The organism is Paenibacillus pasadenensis (genome assembly GCF_023715725.1).
Classification (GTDB): domain Bacteria; phylum Bacillota; class Bacilli; order Paenibacillales; family Paenibacillaceae; genus Paenibacillus_O; species Paenibacillus_O pasadenensis_A.
This window is the reverse complement of sequence record NZ_JAMBOT010000015.1, coordinates 86,436-101,557: the sequence shown is the minus strand read 5'-3', so window position 1 is coordinate 101,557 and position 15,122 is coordinate 86,436. Positions and strand designations below refer to the sequence as shown.

The following is a 15,122-nucleotide window of genomic DNA, read 5'->3' as shown; positions in this document are numbered from 1 at the left end:
ATCGAGTTCTACAACCAGGAGCGTTTCCAGAAAAAACTCGGCGACCGCTCTCCGGTAGAGTACCGAATTGCAGTCGCCGCTTAATTTGCACTCTTTTTTAGCTGTCTACTTGACGGGGGTAAGACCAAGAAGTCTGTCGGCGTTATCGTTTATTTTGAAGTAGGAAGGATCAGCAAGCGAACCCCAACGGGTTAATACCGACATTAAAAGGCTTAATATGCCAAGCGGGCTCGCCGATTAACGTCGCCTACTCAAATTTCACAAGGAAATAATTCTTCTTGCCCCGGCGAAGCACGACATAACGTCCGTGCAGGCGCTGCTCCGCTGTGAGCACGGTGTCGATGCCGCTCTGCTTCACGCCGTTGACGTACACAGCGCCGCTTTCGATGTCCTGCTTCGCTTGACGGCGCGAAGGAGAAGCCTTCGTGTCAACGAGCAAATCGATCAGCCCCGTCTCAGCGTCAGCCGCCGCAACGGTCGTTGGCATATCCTGCAGCGCCTCTACCAGCTCGGATTCGTTAAGCTGCGTGACGTCGCCGGAGAACAGCGCAGCGGTAATTTTCTCGGCGCTCCCCACCGCTTCCTCGCCATGCACGATGCGGGTCACCTGGCGGGCAAGCTCGCGCTGCGCCTCGCGCTTCTCCGGCTGGGAAGCGACGAGCGCTTCGAAGGACTCGATTTCTTCCCGCGAGAGGAACGTGAAGTACTTGAGGAACCGAATAACGTCGCTGTCGTCCGTGTTGATCCAGAACTGATAGAACTGGTAAGCGCTCGTTTTGGAGCGGTCCAGCCATACGGCGCCCGACTCGGACTTGCCGAACTTTTTGCCGTCGCTTTTGGTGACAAGCGGCATCGTAATGCCGTAAGCTCCGCTGCCTCCGGTTTTGCCAATCAGGTCCAGACCGGCCGTAATATTGCCCCATTGGTCGCTGCCGCCTAGCTGAAGGTTGACGCCATGATCGCGGTTCAGCTTGTAGAAGTCGTACGCCTGCAAAATCATATAGCTGAACTCGGTAAACGAAATGCCGTTCGCCAGGCGGGAGTCGACGGAATCCTTGGCGAGCATGTAGTTAACGGTGAAGTTTTTGCCGATATCGCGCAGGAACGTAATGATGTCGAGCGAAGCCAGCCAGTCATAGTTGCTCACAAGCTGAGCCGGATTTTGCGCCGTCTCAAAGTCCAGGAAACGCGACAGCTGGCGCTTCAGCGATTCCGTCCAGCCCGCCACCGTATCGTCCGTATTCAAGGAGCGCTCCGTGGAGCGGCCGCTCGGATCGCCGATCAGGCCGGTGCCGCCGCCGACTAAAGCGATGGAATTATGGCCCGCCTGCTGAAAACGGCGCAGCATCAAAATGGGCAGCAGGCTGCCGATATGCAGGCTGTCCGCCGTCGGGTCGAAGCCGCAATACAGCGTTACCGGACCCTCGTTCAACTTTTGACTCAATTCCTCGCGGTTCGTCACCTGGTATACAAGACCCCGGTATTCCAAATCTTCCAGCAGCGCCGCGTTCACAGCGGCCTGTTGTTGTGCCATAATCTATCCCTCCAATATAAGTTCAGCCATCTCAGCGCGAAAAAAGAAAAGACCCCTCCCTGCAAACAGGGACGAGTCATCGCGGTACCACCCTAAATTGAGCTTTTTCGAATCAAAGCTCCGCTCTCCCGGATAACGGCCGGTTGCCGTCCCCGTTCTTCTGCCGCAGGGCAGGTTCAAACGGAAATGCTCCAGGATGTAATTCACGGGCGGCTGTCGCTCCGGCTCGCACCAACCGCCGGCTCTCTGAAATCGAAGCTCCGCTCCGCTACTTGTTCCCTTCTACGCTGAATATGGCTGTTTGATACGTATTTGCTCGGTAACACTTTAGCGAAAACGCCCCCTGCTTGTCAATGCCGAGAGCGCCGCAGCGCCTGCCGGAACGGGGAGAATCATCCTTTTCCGCATGCGCCGTCTAATCCCCCGCCAATTTTATCAAACAAGTCCGCTGTATACCTCGGTCACGTATTCAAAATTCACCTTGCCGTCTTCCTGTGTCTCGTCGAAAATGCGGCGCAGCTCTTCCAGCATCGGCTCATGTTTCGGATCTCCTGCCTGCGGCGCATAGGAAGAGGACAGCAGCCGTCCCTTTACGCCGTCGAAGTCGAACAGCTGGCGGTTTGAGAACCGGTTCAAGGTCATCGTGCCTTCACGGAAAAACGCGTTCAGCTGCTCCTCCGTAACGTTGCGGTGGTTCACCTTTCCATAATCGGTGCCGAGTGAATGCAGCAGCTCCTCGTACCGCTCTAGAAACGGACTGCCGCTCGTCTTGCGTGTATTCCAGATAAGAAACACCTTTTTGTCCGGCTTCAGAATGCGGGCGAATTCCGCGCGGGCGCCCTCCATATCGAACCAGTGAAAGGACTGCGCGCATGTTATAGCGTCCATGGAATTTGAGGAAATCCCCGTATCCTCGGCTGGCGCCAGCATAATGCCGAACAGCTCGTTCGGCCCGTGCGCCGTCCAGGCCGCCCGGGCCATATCGGCGTTTGGCTCGATCGCCATCACGCGCACTCCCCGTTCCATTAACAGACCGGAGAAAATACCCGTGCCCGCTCCGACATCGGCCACATAAGATTCGGCAGCGAGCCCTCCCTGCTCCATAATCGAATCCAGAGCTTCCGCCGGGTAGCCCGGGCGATATTTAACGTAATCCTCTACGCGGCTTGAAAACCGCTCCTTGCTGTCCATGAAACTTCCTCCTTAAGAACACAATCCTTGCTCTATTCCTGTTTGGGCTCATAAAACGTCAGGCGATTACCGGAAGGATCGCCAACCGATAGCTCAATGCCGCCCCAGGGCGGCTTTTCCAGACCGGGACGGGCGTAAGTATAGCGCTTCGCCAGCAGCTCGGCTTGATAACCTCTAATTTGGCCCGGCTCCATCTCGATCCGCACGTTTGCACCAGGGCTTCCGTCTCCATGATGCTCCGACAGATGCAGCTCAACACCGCCAAGCTCAACCGCCATATAGAGGGGCATGCCTTCCTCGAAACGATGCTCCCACAATACGGTCCCGCCCAGAAAACCGACATAAAACTCTTTCGCCTTGCTCTCGTCAAAACTGCGAAGTATCGGAATCGTCCGTTTGTTGTTCATCACGCTGCCGCGCCTCCTCTTCATCATCTCCAGCCCGTCCGACCAACAGCACTATCATAGCGAAGTCGGGACCGTTTGTCAGCCGCTGCGCGCCGCATGCCGGAATAAACGGTTAACCGTACTCCCCTGCCGATTGCGGCATAAGCTATATAGACCAAGTTCATCGGAAAGGCTGAACGCCCATGTCATACGCCGAACAACCCTTAAGACGTCTGTCCTGCCGAATACAGACACGCATTCAATCCGGAGCCGCAAGGGATAACAAAGACCAAAAAGCCGCCATTCCAAGGAATGACGGCGGCTTTATCATTGAAAAAACGGGCGTTTATCTGATTCGCGTACGTACGGAATCATCTGGAAAAACAGCGCCTTTGCCTTGCCTGACTGTAGGCGGCAGCCTGCTGGGCGGCCTGCTCTACGATCCGCCCGATCTTAAACATCCCGGATGTGCGTCCGGCTGGCTATTAACCCGGCTGACTCAGGGAGGCAAGCTGGAGCTGACGGACCGTTCCCTGCCTTTGGACGGATTCCGCCAGCCCGCAGCTTCTCCGGAGCCGCCTGCGGCACTGGCCTCCCCCGCATGGGAGATTACTTTGGAGCGGGTTGGAGACTAGCGGCTTCGGCTGCGCTTATCTCCAGCGGCAGATGAACCTCGCAAATGGTCCCTTGATTCGGCTTGCTGCGGAAATACAGCTTCCCGCCCATCGCCTGAATCAGATTGGTGACAACCATCAGACCAAGCCCGGTGCCCTTGTCCTTTGTTGTATAAAACGGCATGCCAATCCGCTTCAGCTGCTGATCGTTCATGCCGATGCCGGTATCGCGGATAAAAATCAGCGCTTTATCGTCTTCCTTGCGCGAGCTGATCGTCAGCACCCCGCCTTCCGGCATCGACTCTATCGCATTTTTGATAATGTTCAGGAGGCACTGCTGCAGTTTTTTGGAATCCCCCGTAACCGTAAGCGGCTCCTGCGTTCCATGCCTCGATACCAGCTCCACATTGGACATGACGCAGAGCGGTTTTATCCACTGCTCTACGCTGGCCAGCTCCTGCCTGACATTCAGCAGCCTTGGCTCCTCTACGGAAGGCTTCGAATAATTCAGGTATTCCGTAATGATTGAATTCGCCCCGTCGATTCCTTCCAGCGCATTGATCCGGTAGCGCTCCAGCGCGGCCGGGTCCAGATTGGGCCGGCCCATTAGCTGCAGGAACCCCCGTGCAGTCGTCAGCGGGTTGCGGATTTCATGCGAAATTGAAGCGGTCAGCTGGCCGATTAAATGGTATTTTTCGGCGTTGAACAGCTCCTCCGTCAGCCTCTCCTGATGCTTCACCAAATAATAGGTATAAGCAACGATCGGCGACGACAGCAGCGTGCCGATGCCCGTAGCGAGCATCCGCCGAAGCTCCATCTGCTCTCCTGTCCAGACGGACAGCCCTATGAACATCCCGATGTACGCCAGAATGAGCAGAAAATGGACAAGCAGCATTCGTTTGATCGACTCCGGCGACGGCATCCAATAGTGATAGGCGATGCCGACCGCCGTCACGGCGATGGACGATATCGTCCCGGGCATCCACTCATTCCCCGCTATGAATATATTGCCCCATATAAAAGCAGCGGTGGTAGCTACTCCGGGGATCCATCCTTCATATATGGCGATGAGAGCAACGCATACCGGCACAAGATGCAGCACGTAAACGAGCGGATCGATTTCCTCGTACGCCAAATAGAAATACGAGGTCAGCGCTAAAATCGCTACAAACAGCAGCTTGCGCCCGTATTTGATGAACGATACTCTCGGAGTGATGATCAGAAACAAAAGGCACGCAGTCAGATAGTACATCAGACCTTGGAACTCGCGCGCAAGAATGTATTCTATCACGGCAGGGATTTCCTTCCGATCAGCTAGCCGACAATTTTCCCGTTCCAGGGGAGGCCTTCTTGCCAGCGGGACTTGTCGTTACGCTGCCATAATCCAAGCAGCTCGAACTCGTACATTTCCCAAATCCGGCACTTGTCAGCCTTGATCTCATAATAATCGATAATGGCATTAACAGCTCTTCTCGCAGCCTCGTTGGCTCCTTCCATCGTAGCCAAATCCGTATTGGTCCGGACATAGTCAGAAGCCAGATACAGATTCGGAATCGCCGTATACGCATTGGGTCTTAAATCCCATGTATGTACTCGGTTAACAAGCAGCGGCTCCATGTTGGTCGCTTCATGCGGATTGGGGAACTGAATATCTTCGTCGAGGAACCAATGCTCAAGCAGTCCGTCATGCAGCACGTCGCTGCCGTGGTTAAAATGATCCTTCAGCTGCTGCCATACCTCCTGGCGAATCTCCTCCGCCGAGCATTTCATAGCCGGTTTGCCAAACAGCGGGCCGGGAGCCTCCCAATCCGACACGTCGACTGACAGCACGCCCTTCACGTTCCCGTTGCCGTATTCCGCAAGATCGGTATTGGGCCAGAATTGCTTTTGCGAAACGAGCGTAAGCGCCCAAGGGCTGTCCATACAGATGATATGGCCGTGGATCAGCGGCAATTCTTCGTTCAGATAAAATTGGATGCCGTTCATCCATTCGACCGATTCAGCAAGCGTCTTAAGCTTGCCGAGCAGCGGGTCGGCGCTGATAAGCTCCTCGTTCACTAGTCCCGCCATTACCTCAACCGGAAGCGCTGAGATGAAACAGTCTCCTGTCACCAGCTGTTCCTGCCCGTCCATAACGACGGTGATGCCGGTAATCGCACCGTTATCGCAATGGATTGCCTTCACAGGAGCATCCCGGTTAAACTGCACGCCGATCGAATTCAAATAGTCGTACCAAGGGTAGATCCACACCTCGTTGGTCGGGCCATTCAGCAGTCTGTCGGCGCTTCCGCCCGGCGTCACCATGTCCAGCATCAGCTCGGCGCCTACCGTTCCGATCGTGCAGGCGTTGGCTTCCTGAGCTTTGGCTGCGACGAGAATGCGGGACAGCCCGACAAATATGCGCTTGAACTGCTCCGACTGCTTGTCCGCCTCAATGAAATCCCACCAGGAAATCCGCTGATAGTCCAGGTAACGCCTCAGCTCGCAGCTGGAAGCAAGCTCGTACAGCTTCCCGCCGTAATGCGCCGCTTCCTCTGCCGTCAGCCCTAGATGATTCTCAAACAGCGATTGATAGAGAACCTTCAAATCCCGGATCGATTCCGGGAACTCGGTTATGAAAGGAAGCATGGCCCGGTCATTAAACGCAAGTCCAAGCCGGGTGCCTTCGATTAAATTGTCAAATACTCCGTGGCGGTTGTCTCCATACGGAATTCTTTTCATTGTATCGGTTACATGCTTGTAGAATTTAGGGAAAAACCGAAAGCCGTGCTCGCCGGGCAAATCCTTGCGCCCATCAATGCCGCTTCCTTTTACGTCCATGCTGCGGGCTTTGCCTCCCGGGGTGGTTCTTGCCTCATAGACAGAAACTTCAAACCCTCTCTCCGCAAGCTCATGAGCGGCGCTCATGCCCGCTACGCCTCCGCCCAGTACGACAACTTTCGGCAGCCTTTTCTTCAACCTACCCTCTCCTCCTCTAGCATCCAATATTTAGGCGTCTCTACCAATAGGTCATTTTTCTCATATACTCGTCCATAATAGTACCATCGAACTAATGTCGGTTGCTGTCGAATCTTATCGGTTATTGAAATTTTTCTGTATAAAGGTCGCTGAATGAAATATTTCTCAAATTTTGGAAACGCTAAATGCGAATTTACCTAACAAATTAAAAAACAATAAAATGCCATAATTCCGCCCGGATTTCCGTCCAGCGTCACCATGGCTTTGGATTAAAACGCTCGTTCTAACTCTTCGTTTCAAAAAAATTCCCTAACGGGCGCAAAGCCGCGTATGGGACAAATCCCTGAATTAATAGAATGAAAGAGGAACAAGCCGATAAGCGAGGAGGACGCCGATTCCCGTGCTTCAATCCATCCTAAAAAAAAGGATGATCATCGTCATCCTTCCCAAATACTCCATTCATCAGTTTCTTTGGTGCGACTTCGGCGCCAGCTCTCTATGCGGCTGGCTGATGGAGGAATCCAATTTTACGCGAGCCGCGATCTTCATTGGCAGCTCCGCTGTTCCTTTTGTGCTGCGCCAAACCATTAATTCTCACCGCAGCCCGCTTCAGCCCCGTCTGCTGCGCACGCACGGGAAACTTTGGTCCAAGCGAGCACGCAGCCGTCCACTGAATCCCCATGCTTCCGTCCGTTGACGGAAAGCGTGGTGTAATTTGACACTGATAATGATAATTGATATCATTTGCATGCCTTATTCATTTATACTGATCGTTTTAATATCCAAATCGAGGAGGGCACTCACCTTGTTTTTTAGAAATAAAAGATCCGTTCTGCTGCTGATCAGTCTCTTGTCGACCTTACTGCTCTCTGCCTGCGGCAGCAACACCAATAACACGCCATCTGGCGGCGAAACCAGTCCGGCCCCATCTGCCGCGCCAACCGCCTCGCCTGCATCTGAGCGCACGCTGACAGACAGCCTGGGCAACGAAGTAACTATTCCCGCCAATCCCCAGCGGATTATCGCTTCTTATCTGGAGGACTACCTCGTTGCGCTTGGCGTTACACCAGTCGCGCAGTGGACGGTGAAAAACGGCAAGCAGGAGTATTTGCAGGATTCGCTCAAGGACATTCCAACGATTCCGTACGATCTCCCGTTTGAAGACGTAACCAAGTTTGAGCCCGATCTGCTCATTATTGGCTCCAACGCTACCGTTGAAGGAGAAAAATACGGACAGTACTCCAAAATCGCTCCGACCTACGTGCTCGGCGACGCTGTAGTGAACGATTGGCGTAAGGCGCTGCTCCAAATCGGCGAAGTGCTGGACAAGCAGGCTGAGGCGCAGAAGGTGCTGGACGATTACGAGAAAAAAGCCGCCGATGCCAAAGCGGACATTCAAGCAAAGCTGCCCGGCCAATCGGTCGCCGCCGTATGGCTCGTGAAAAACAGCTTTTATGTCGTCAGCGACAAACAGTCGAGCGGCGCCCTGCTCTACGGCAATCTCGGCTTTACCGCTCCCGCCATCGTGAAGGAAATTTCCGCTACGGGTACAGGCAACTGGAACTCCATTTCCCTGGAGAAACTGGCCCAGCTCGACGCCGACCATCTGATTTTGGTCAACAGCGACAAAGATTCCGGCGCCAAAGCGCTGGAAGACCCGATCTGGAAATCGGTCAAAGCGGTGAAAAACGGCAACGTCTACGAATATCCGAGAACGTCCAGCTGGCTGTATTACGGCCCGATCGCCAGCTCTAAAATGATTGACGACGTCATGAACGACATCGTGAACAAGTAACAATGAACAGACCGTTCCCCCGGCTCCGTCCGGGCGGACGGTCTTTTTTTTCACACCTGTGTAGATGCCGCCAAGCCGCGCCAGCGCTGGATTCCCGCCATTGTCGCCCGATTCGAATTCAAAAATTGTTAACGTTTTCAAAAAGTGTTCATTGCTCTTCCTATTATCGCTATTTAACATGGGACATACGGTACGGGCCCGTACGAAGCGCTACTCACGGAAAGGAGTTGGCATCATCGTGAAGGCAGCTCCATCGGTCAAAGCAGCAACGGTGAAGCGCAGAACTCCGTCTTTTCGCTTTCGGGAAAACGTTCAGTTATATCTGATCATGCTTCCCGTTTTGCTGCATATTTTCATCTTTAGCTATATTCCGTTATACGGAATTGTAATCGCTTTCCAAAATTATTATCCCGGCAGCCCCTTCCTCTCCTTTAGCGGCGGAACGGACTGGGTCGGCTTCAAACACTTCACCGATTTCCTGAACAGTCCTTATTTCGCGCGACTAATGTACAACACGTTTAAATTGAGCTTTTTATTTCTCGTCTTCGGCTTCTGGGTGCCAATTCTATTTGCGCTGCTCGTGAACGAGCTCAGAAACGGCGTGTTCAAAAAATACGTGCAAACGGCGAGTTACCTGCCCCACTTCATCTCCAACGTTATCGTGGCCGGCATGGTGCTGTCTTTCGTCAACACGGACGGAATCATCAACTCAATCGTCAAGCTGTTTGGCGGAACGCCGATATCATTTACGACGGAACCCGGATATTTTGCATCCATTTATATCATTACGATGATCTGGAAATCATTCGGCTGGAGCAGCATTTTATACTTATCCGCCATGTCCTCCGTTGATCCCCATCTGTATGAAGCGTCCAAAATCGACGGAGCAAACCGGTTCCGGCAAATGCTGCATATTACGCTGCCGTCCATCCGGCCAACGATATTTATCCTATTAATTTTCGCCATTGGAGGCCTGCTTGGAGCAAACAGCGAATTCATCCTGCTCATCTATAACCCGACACTCTATGAAACGGCCGATGTTATCGGAACCTATCTGTACCGCTACGGCCTGCTGGGAGGCAATTTCAGCTCCGGTACGGCAATCGGGCTGTTCATCTCCGTCATCAACTTCTCGCTGCTGTTTCTGGCGAACAGGATGAGCCGCAAATATTCCGATTACGCGCTGTGGTAAAGGAGGAGGAGCGTCATCAACGTCCGGGTAAAACGAAATTCAACCGCCATTAAACAAGGCTCAATCTCGGTCGATATTGCCCTCTATGCAATCGCTGGCGTGATATGCCTGGTTACGCTGTATCCTTTTTACTACGTTATCATTATGTCTATCAGCTCGCCCCGCGAGGTCGCAGCGATGAACGTGCTGTTTTGGCCAAAAGGATTTTATCTGGGCTCCTATGAGCTGATCATCAAGGACGCAAAAATGTGGTGGGCGTATTCCAATACACTGATATACGTTATAAGCGGCACCTTGTTGAACTGCTTTGCGGCTGTGCTTGGCGCTTATCCGCTGACCGCCCGCAATTTGAAGGGGCGCAAATGGGTCATCGCCTATCTGATTATCCCGATGTATTTCGGCGGCGGTCTGATCCCGTCCTACCTGCTCGTCAACCAGCTCGGCTTGTACAACACGATGTTTGCCGTCATCATTCCCGGCGCGGTCAGTATCTGGAACATTATTCTCGTCCGCACGTTTTTTATGACGATACCGGAGGGGCTAAAGGAATCGGCGTTTATCGACGGCGCCTCGCACTGGCAGCTGCTGTTTAAGGTCATGCTGCCGGTATCCAAGCCGATTCTGGCGGTTATCGCCATCTACTCCATCGTCCTCATCTGGAACAGCTGGTTCGACGCGCTTGTGTATTTGCCAAACGAAAAGCTGCATCCGCTGCAAATGTATCTGTACCGTGTCGTCGTCCAGCAGTCCATCGACCTGAAGGAGCTCACCATGGACGAAAGCCGGACGGCGCTGGCCAATCTTTTGACGAACACGCAGCTGAAATATTCCATTATCGTGTTTACAACGCTGCCGGTCATCTTCACGTATCCGTTTTTCCAGAGGTATTTCATCAAAGGGGCGCTGCTGGGTTCATTAAAAGAATAGTCCGTAAAGATGAAGGGGGATTGTTCGATGAAAAAGGGAAATAAAATGAAGCTGCTGGCGCTGACCTCACTAGCCTTGACGCTGACTCTGACCGCATGCAGCGAAAACGCCGGCAACGGCGGCTCCTCCGAAGCGCAAACAGGTAAGCTGCGGCTGCTGGGACCGGATTTTGGCAACCGTTACATTAAGTTCAACGAACGCGACAAATATCCCGTCTGGACGGAGATCGACAAGCTGATTAAAGAAGCGGGACTTGATCCAAGTTATGAGCTTGTGCCAAACGAGCAGTATAACGTTGTTATTCAGACAAGGATGGCCTCGGGCAACAAACTGCCGGATATCGTCAACATCTCCGCGCTGGACAATGTGACTGTCCTTAATCTTGCCAAGCAAGGCGCGATTCTCGATCTGAATCCGCTCATTGAGAAGTACAGCAACGGAAATATCCGCAAGATGTACGACGAGCAGTTCCCTTTTGCCAAAAAATCGACCACATCGCCTGACGGCAAAATGTACTGGTTCAGCAGCCTGCACAAACTAACGTACAAGGGTGATCAGCCTTCCCCGGTATCTCTGACGATGCTGCTCCGCAAGGATTGGCTGGACAAGCTGAACATTCCGGTGCCAAAAACAGCGGAGGAATATTTAAGCGCGCTGGTCAGCATGCGCGAGCAGGACGCCAACGGCAACGGACAGAAGGACGAGGTGCTGCTTTACAATCCTGGCGTCTTCGGCAGCTCCATTGCGCAGTGGTTCGGACTCGGCTCCGACCTTACGGCAATTGATGACGAAGGCAAAAAGGTCGTATCGCCGTGGTACCAGGATGGCATCAAGGATTACTTCCGCTATCTCCAGCGGCTTGTGAAGGAAGGCGTGCTCGACACCAATATGATCGCCGCCAGCTACGAGCAGACGCAGCAGAAAATGATCGACAACAAGGTGTCGTCCTTCCACAGCTATAACCTTGAAACTTGGTCGGATCTTAATGTCGGGAATGGAGCAGGCTACTTGCCGCTCATGCCGCTGCAGGCGGTTGACGGCATTAAACCTGCAATGCAGGTTGAGCCTCATCATCTCGTCTGGGAGAAATACGCCATTACGAAGGATGTTAAAGACGTCGCGGCTGCGATCAGATTTTTTGACATGATCTATTCCGAGGAGTACGCCGACCTGCATTATTGGGGGATTAAAGATCAGACGTACCAGGTGGATGAAAACGGAGCCAAACATTTCATCAACAATGGGCCTGATTCCGAACTGGCCAAAAGCAAACAGGTGCAGGGAGCGCTGCTGTTCGGCGGCACTGTATTCCCGCGCGTCCAGCTGGCCAATCTCGAATTCTCGCTGGCGCGTGCCCCTAAATATAAAGCTGACAACCAGCTTGAAGTTCTGAAGTATAAGCCGTATTATTACAACTCCACGGCTAATTTTCTGACGATACCTAACGAGGAGCAGCTGAATGAAAAAACGCAAATTATGACTAACCTGACGACCTACTCCACTGAGCTGGCGACCAAGCTGGCGTTGGGCCAAAAGTCGCTGGATGACTGGGACCAATATATCGCAGAGCTGAAAAAGCTCGGCCTGGACAAGCTGATTGAAATTGATCAGCAGCTGCTGGACCGGTACAACAGCATTCAATGAACGAAGACGCTTGCAGAAGGGGGCTTTCTCAAGGATGCTTAACGGCAGCATTTTTCAAAAGACCTTCCTGTCCTACTTGCTTATAGTCATGATTCCCATCCTGGCGTTTAGTGCCATCGGCGTATACCGCAACGTAAAGGCGGAGCAGCTGAGGCTCTATGACAGCCAGATGGCGGACGCGCGGCGCACCTCGGATATTATGGACACAAAGCTGATTGACCTGCAGAACGCAGGCAGTATGCTGAGCCAGGAGAGCTGGGTCCGCAAACGGATGGAAAGAAGCGATGTGTTCGACCGTGAATTCGACGCGCTGAGCATGATAAAGCTTAACAAGGATTTGAAAAATCTGTTCAGCTCTTTGAAAATCGTCTCCTTCGGAGCAATTGTCTATCCGGAAAAAAAGCTGGTTCTTTCCCAGTGGGGCTCGTATTCCGAGCAGGATTTTTTTTCCGAGGTGGCTGTTTTTGGCAAGAATACGCAGCAGAATTTGCTCGACGGCGCCCGCAGTTACGCGTACTTCGACGTGGGCGAACCGTTGACGCTCAGCCTTTGGGGCAATGAAAAAAGAGTTATCCCCGTACGGCAAAGCCTGGAGGTAGCGGGCAAGCCGCGGGCGACGCTGCTGCTGTTTATCGACAGCTCGTACTTGGCGACATACTTGAAGGAATTCGGCGTCATTAATTCGGGGGAATTCACCGTAACTGCCGATGACGCCGTTGTATACCGCCATACGGCGGAACTTGCCGCCGGAGGAAGCCGCAGCGGCAAGCCCTATAAGGTTGAGCTTCCCTCTCAGGCGAGCAGCTGGAAGTATACGCTGCTTTATTACGATGACAGTCTGGTCGGGCTGAAACGCTGGTTTGGCTCCCTGTTTACTTTGCTGCTGGCGATGCTGGTTGGCGCCATTCTGGCATACGGGCTCGCCCGGGTCAGCTATCGTCCGCTCGCCGCCTTGCTTGGCAAGCTGTCCGAGATTGGCCGGGACAATACGGACGCGGAGCCGGTGCGGATTGGCTCCGAATACAATCAGATTGAGCGAAAATTCCGGCGCCTGCTGAACGAGAACCAATCGCTGCAGCAGGCAGCGGCCGAATTTGAAAGCGCGGCGCGCTCCACTCTGCTGCTGCGGCTGCTGAAGGGTTATTTTACGGACGAACGCCAGTCGCTTCTGCTCCGCAAATCCGGCATTGGCTATACCGAGGAGATGTATTACGGCACGATGCTGCTGCGGTTCGACGACATTGGCGAGGCGACCGGGCTGGACGGCCTATGGCAGCTTGAGCTTGGCGTCATCATCGCTGCGGAGCGTGTGTTCGAGCAGCACGGACTCCATTATCAGCTGTTCGAGGTAACGGATGCGGACAAAGCGATTATCGTTTCGTTCACGCAGCCGCCGGAGGACAGCACCCTGCTGCTCCGTATCGCCGCCGAGCTTGCTGACCTGATCGAGCGCCACTGCCGGAAGCGCCCCGAAATTCGCCACGGCACCGTCGAAAAAGGGCTTATCGGCATTAGCAAATCTTACTATGCGGTAAGCGAGAGCATGCAGAGAGCTCTGTTTCGCCGGGAGCATGTCCCGGGGCAGCAGGAGGAGCCTGTGCTGGCGGATAACCGCTATTATTACCCGACAGACTGGGAAGTGCAGCTGATCAACAACTTAAAAATCGGCAACCTGGATACGTCGATGCGGATTCTCGGCGAGATTAAGGAAGAGAACGAGCGGCGGAGCCTGCCTCCGGCGAGCGGCCAGCGGCTGGTGACGCTGCTGATGGAAACGATGCTGCGCGTATTATCCGAGATGAACATCGACTCCGGCCTGTATGCCAAGCAGTTCCGCAGCCGGGCCGAATCGGGCGATACCGGGGAAATGTGGAGTTATCTGTTCGAGGTCAGCACCGTCATTTGCGAGCGGATTCAATATTCCAACACGCCTTCGGCCATGGAAATCGGCAGCAAGCTGCTCGACTACGTCAACCGTAACTTTACGGAGTCCGATGTGTCGCTTAAAACATTGGCGGCCATGATTGGCATGTCAGTATCGAGCGTTTCCAAGACGTTCAAGGAAGTGGCTGGCGTCAACTTCTACGATTACTTGTCCCGGCTCCGGATGGAACGGGCCAAGGAGCTGCTGCGCGAAAGCGGCTGCGATATGGAGCAAATTGCTTCGACAGTCGGTTACGAAAATGTGTACTCGTTCAAACGCGCCTTTGCGCGTTACGAGGGCATCAAACCGGCGGAGTACGTGCAGAAATACGATGGCGCGGGGTGAAAGACACAAGCGGAAACGGCTGCTGGAGCCGTTTCCGCTTTTTATTTTCCAACGGACAGGGGGAATTATGAAGTACGGAACGTCAGCGTCAGCCCGCTGATGTCATATATGATTGAGCCGTAGATTGGCTCCCGCACGAATTGCACACGATCAAATCTTCTGTAAGAACCCGCAATACTAGATTCAAAAACGGCCATTGTTACGTTCACCAGTCCGTCCCGATCATAGTCCGCGCCCCCCCTGGCAGGATGGACGAGAAAACTCGAAGTGACCTCCTTTCTTGATCTTACACTAGGATTGATAACGTATACTGTGGTGCTTCCGCCGTTAGGACGAAGGTCAAAAGATGTTGGATACCCGCCAATATCCCCCGATATTTTGTACATGAAGAAAACGTAGCTGGTTTGATTTACGATGTTGAACGGTACGGGATCCTTTCCCATAGCACTACCTCCTTCAGATGCGAGGGGGCTGGGAAAGAACATGCCGATAACAACGCAAAGAAGAATGAAAAGCACAAGAATAACGCTTAATTGGGCGCTTCTGCCGCCGCCGATTCCGCTGATCTCGGCCTGCCCGGAATATTGAGTCATGATTGATCGCTCCTGTTAG

At 53.4% G+C, this 15,122-nt stretch carries 14 protein-coding genes and 1 other annotated feature; of the genes, 8 read left to right on the top strand and 6 right to left on the bottom strand.

All coding sequences use genetic code 11. From position 1 onward, the window contains the following. Window positions 1–84, top strand: a complete 84-nt coding sequence (locus tag M3223_RS24600; protein WP_353057724.1) for an IS3 family transposase — start codon at window positions 1–3, stop codon at window positions 82–84. 163 nt (window positions 85–247) lie between these two features. Here the strand turns inward: M3223_RS24600 and tyrS are convergent, their stop codons facing one another. The 3 genes from tyrS to M3223_RS21855 form a co-directional block, all read right to left on the bottom strand. Continuing rightward, the gene (tyrS, locus tag M3223_RS21865) at window positions 248–1,534 is read right to left on the bottom strand and encodes a tyrosine--tRNA ligase (RefSeq protein ID WP_251565596.1); all 1,287 of its coding nucleotides are present in this window, start codon (window positions 1,532–1,534) and stop codon (window positions 248–250) included. Window positions 1,535–1,598: 64 nt separating this feature from the next. Next, window positions 1,599–1,828: a binding site (T-box leader), on the bottom strand. Window positions 1,829–1,969: 141 nt separating this feature from the next. Continuing rightward, on the bottom strand, window positions 1,970–2,725 hold the full coding sequence (locus M3223_RS21860; RefSeq protein ID WP_251565594.1) for a class I SAM-dependent methyltransferase: 756 nt from the start codon (window positions 2,723–2,725) through the stop codon (window positions 1,970–1,972). A 32-nt stretch (window positions 2,726–2,757) separates the two neighbouring features. Then, window positions 2,758–3,132: a glyoxalase superfamily protein gene (locus tag M3223_RS21855; protein WP_251565610.1), complete on the bottom strand. Its 375-nt coding sequence runs from the start codon at window positions 3,130–3,132 to the stop codon at window positions 2,758–2,760. Between the two features lie 182 nt (window positions 3,133–3,314). On the opposite strand from M3223_RS21855, the gene M3223_RS21850 reads away from it, so the two are divergent. Further along, window positions 3,315–3,746, top strand: coding sequence for a hypothetical protein (locus M3223_RS21850; RefSeq protein WP_251565592.1), 432 nt, complete (start codon window positions 3,315–3,317; stop codon window positions 3,744–3,746). Here M3223_RS21850 and M3223_RS21845 read toward each other — a convergent pair. Next, on the bottom strand, window positions 3,721–5,016 hold the full coding sequence (locus M3223_RS21845; protein ID WP_251565590.1) for an ATP-binding protein: 1,296 nt from the start codon (window positions 5,014–5,016) through the stop codon (window positions 3,721–3,723). The two genes, M3223_RS21850 and M3223_RS21845, sit on opposite strands and share 26 nt — an antisense overlap. A 23-nt stretch (window positions 5,017–5,039) precedes the next feature. Beyond that, a complete protein-coding gene (locus tag M3223_RS21840) occupies window positions 5,040–6,683 on the bottom strand; it encodes a hydroxysqualene dehydroxylase (RefSeq protein WP_251565587.1) in 1,644 nt (547 codons plus the stop codon). A 400-nt stretch (window positions 6,684–7,083) separates the two neighbouring features. Here M3223_RS21840 and M3223_RS21835 point away from each other — a divergent pair, with 400 nt between their 5' ends. The 6 genes from M3223_RS21835 (at window position 7,084) to M3223_RS21810 (ending at window position 14,510) form a co-directional block, all read left to right on the top strand. Next, window positions 7,084–7,380, top strand: a complete 297-nt coding sequence (locus M3223_RS21835) for a hypothetical protein (RefSeq protein WP_251565585.1) — start codon at window positions 7,084–7,086, stop codon at window positions 7,378–7,380. A 108-nt stretch (window positions 7,381–7,488) separates the two neighbouring features. Next, window positions 7,489–8,478, top strand: a complete 990-nt coding sequence (locus tag M3223_RS21830) for an ABC transporter substrate-binding protein (protein ID WP_251565583.1) — start codon at window positions 7,489–7,491, stop codon at window positions 8,476–8,478. Window positions 8,479–8,716: 238 nt separating this feature from the next. Next, window positions 8,717–9,670: an ABC transporter permease gene (locus tag M3223_RS21825; protein ID WP_251565581.1), complete on the top strand. Its 954-nt coding sequence runs from the start codon at window positions 8,717–8,719 to the stop codon at window positions 9,668–9,670. A gap of 177 nt (window positions 9,671–9,847) precedes the next feature. Then, complete coding sequence (locus M3223_RS21820) at window positions 9,848–10,597, top strand: carbohydrate ABC transporter permease (protein ID WP_251565579.1); 750 nt, start codon at window positions 9,848–9,850, stop codon at window positions 10,595–10,597. A gap of 27 nt (window positions 10,598–10,624) precedes the next feature. Beyond that, a complete protein-coding gene (locus tag M3223_RS21815) occupies window positions 10,625–12,241 on the top strand; it encodes an extracellular solute-binding protein (protein ID WP_251565576.1) in 1,617 nt (538 codons plus the stop codon). A gap of 34 nt (window positions 12,242–12,275) precedes the next feature. Continuing rightward, the gene (locus M3223_RS21810) at window positions 12,276–14,510 is read left to right on the top strand and encodes a helix-turn-helix domain-containing protein (protein WP_251565574.1); all 2,235 of its coding nucleotides are present in this window, start codon (window positions 12,276–12,278) and stop codon (window positions 14,508–14,510) included. Between the two features lie 65 nt (window positions 14,511–14,575). Here M3223_RS21810 and M3223_RS21805 read toward each other — a convergent pair whose 3' ends face one another. Further along, complete coding sequence (locus M3223_RS21805; protein ID WP_251565572.1) at window positions 14,576–15,103, bottom strand: hypothetical protein; 528 nt, start codon at window positions 15,101–15,103, stop codon at window positions 14,576–14,578. Window positions 15,104–15,122 lie beyond the last annotated feature (19 nt).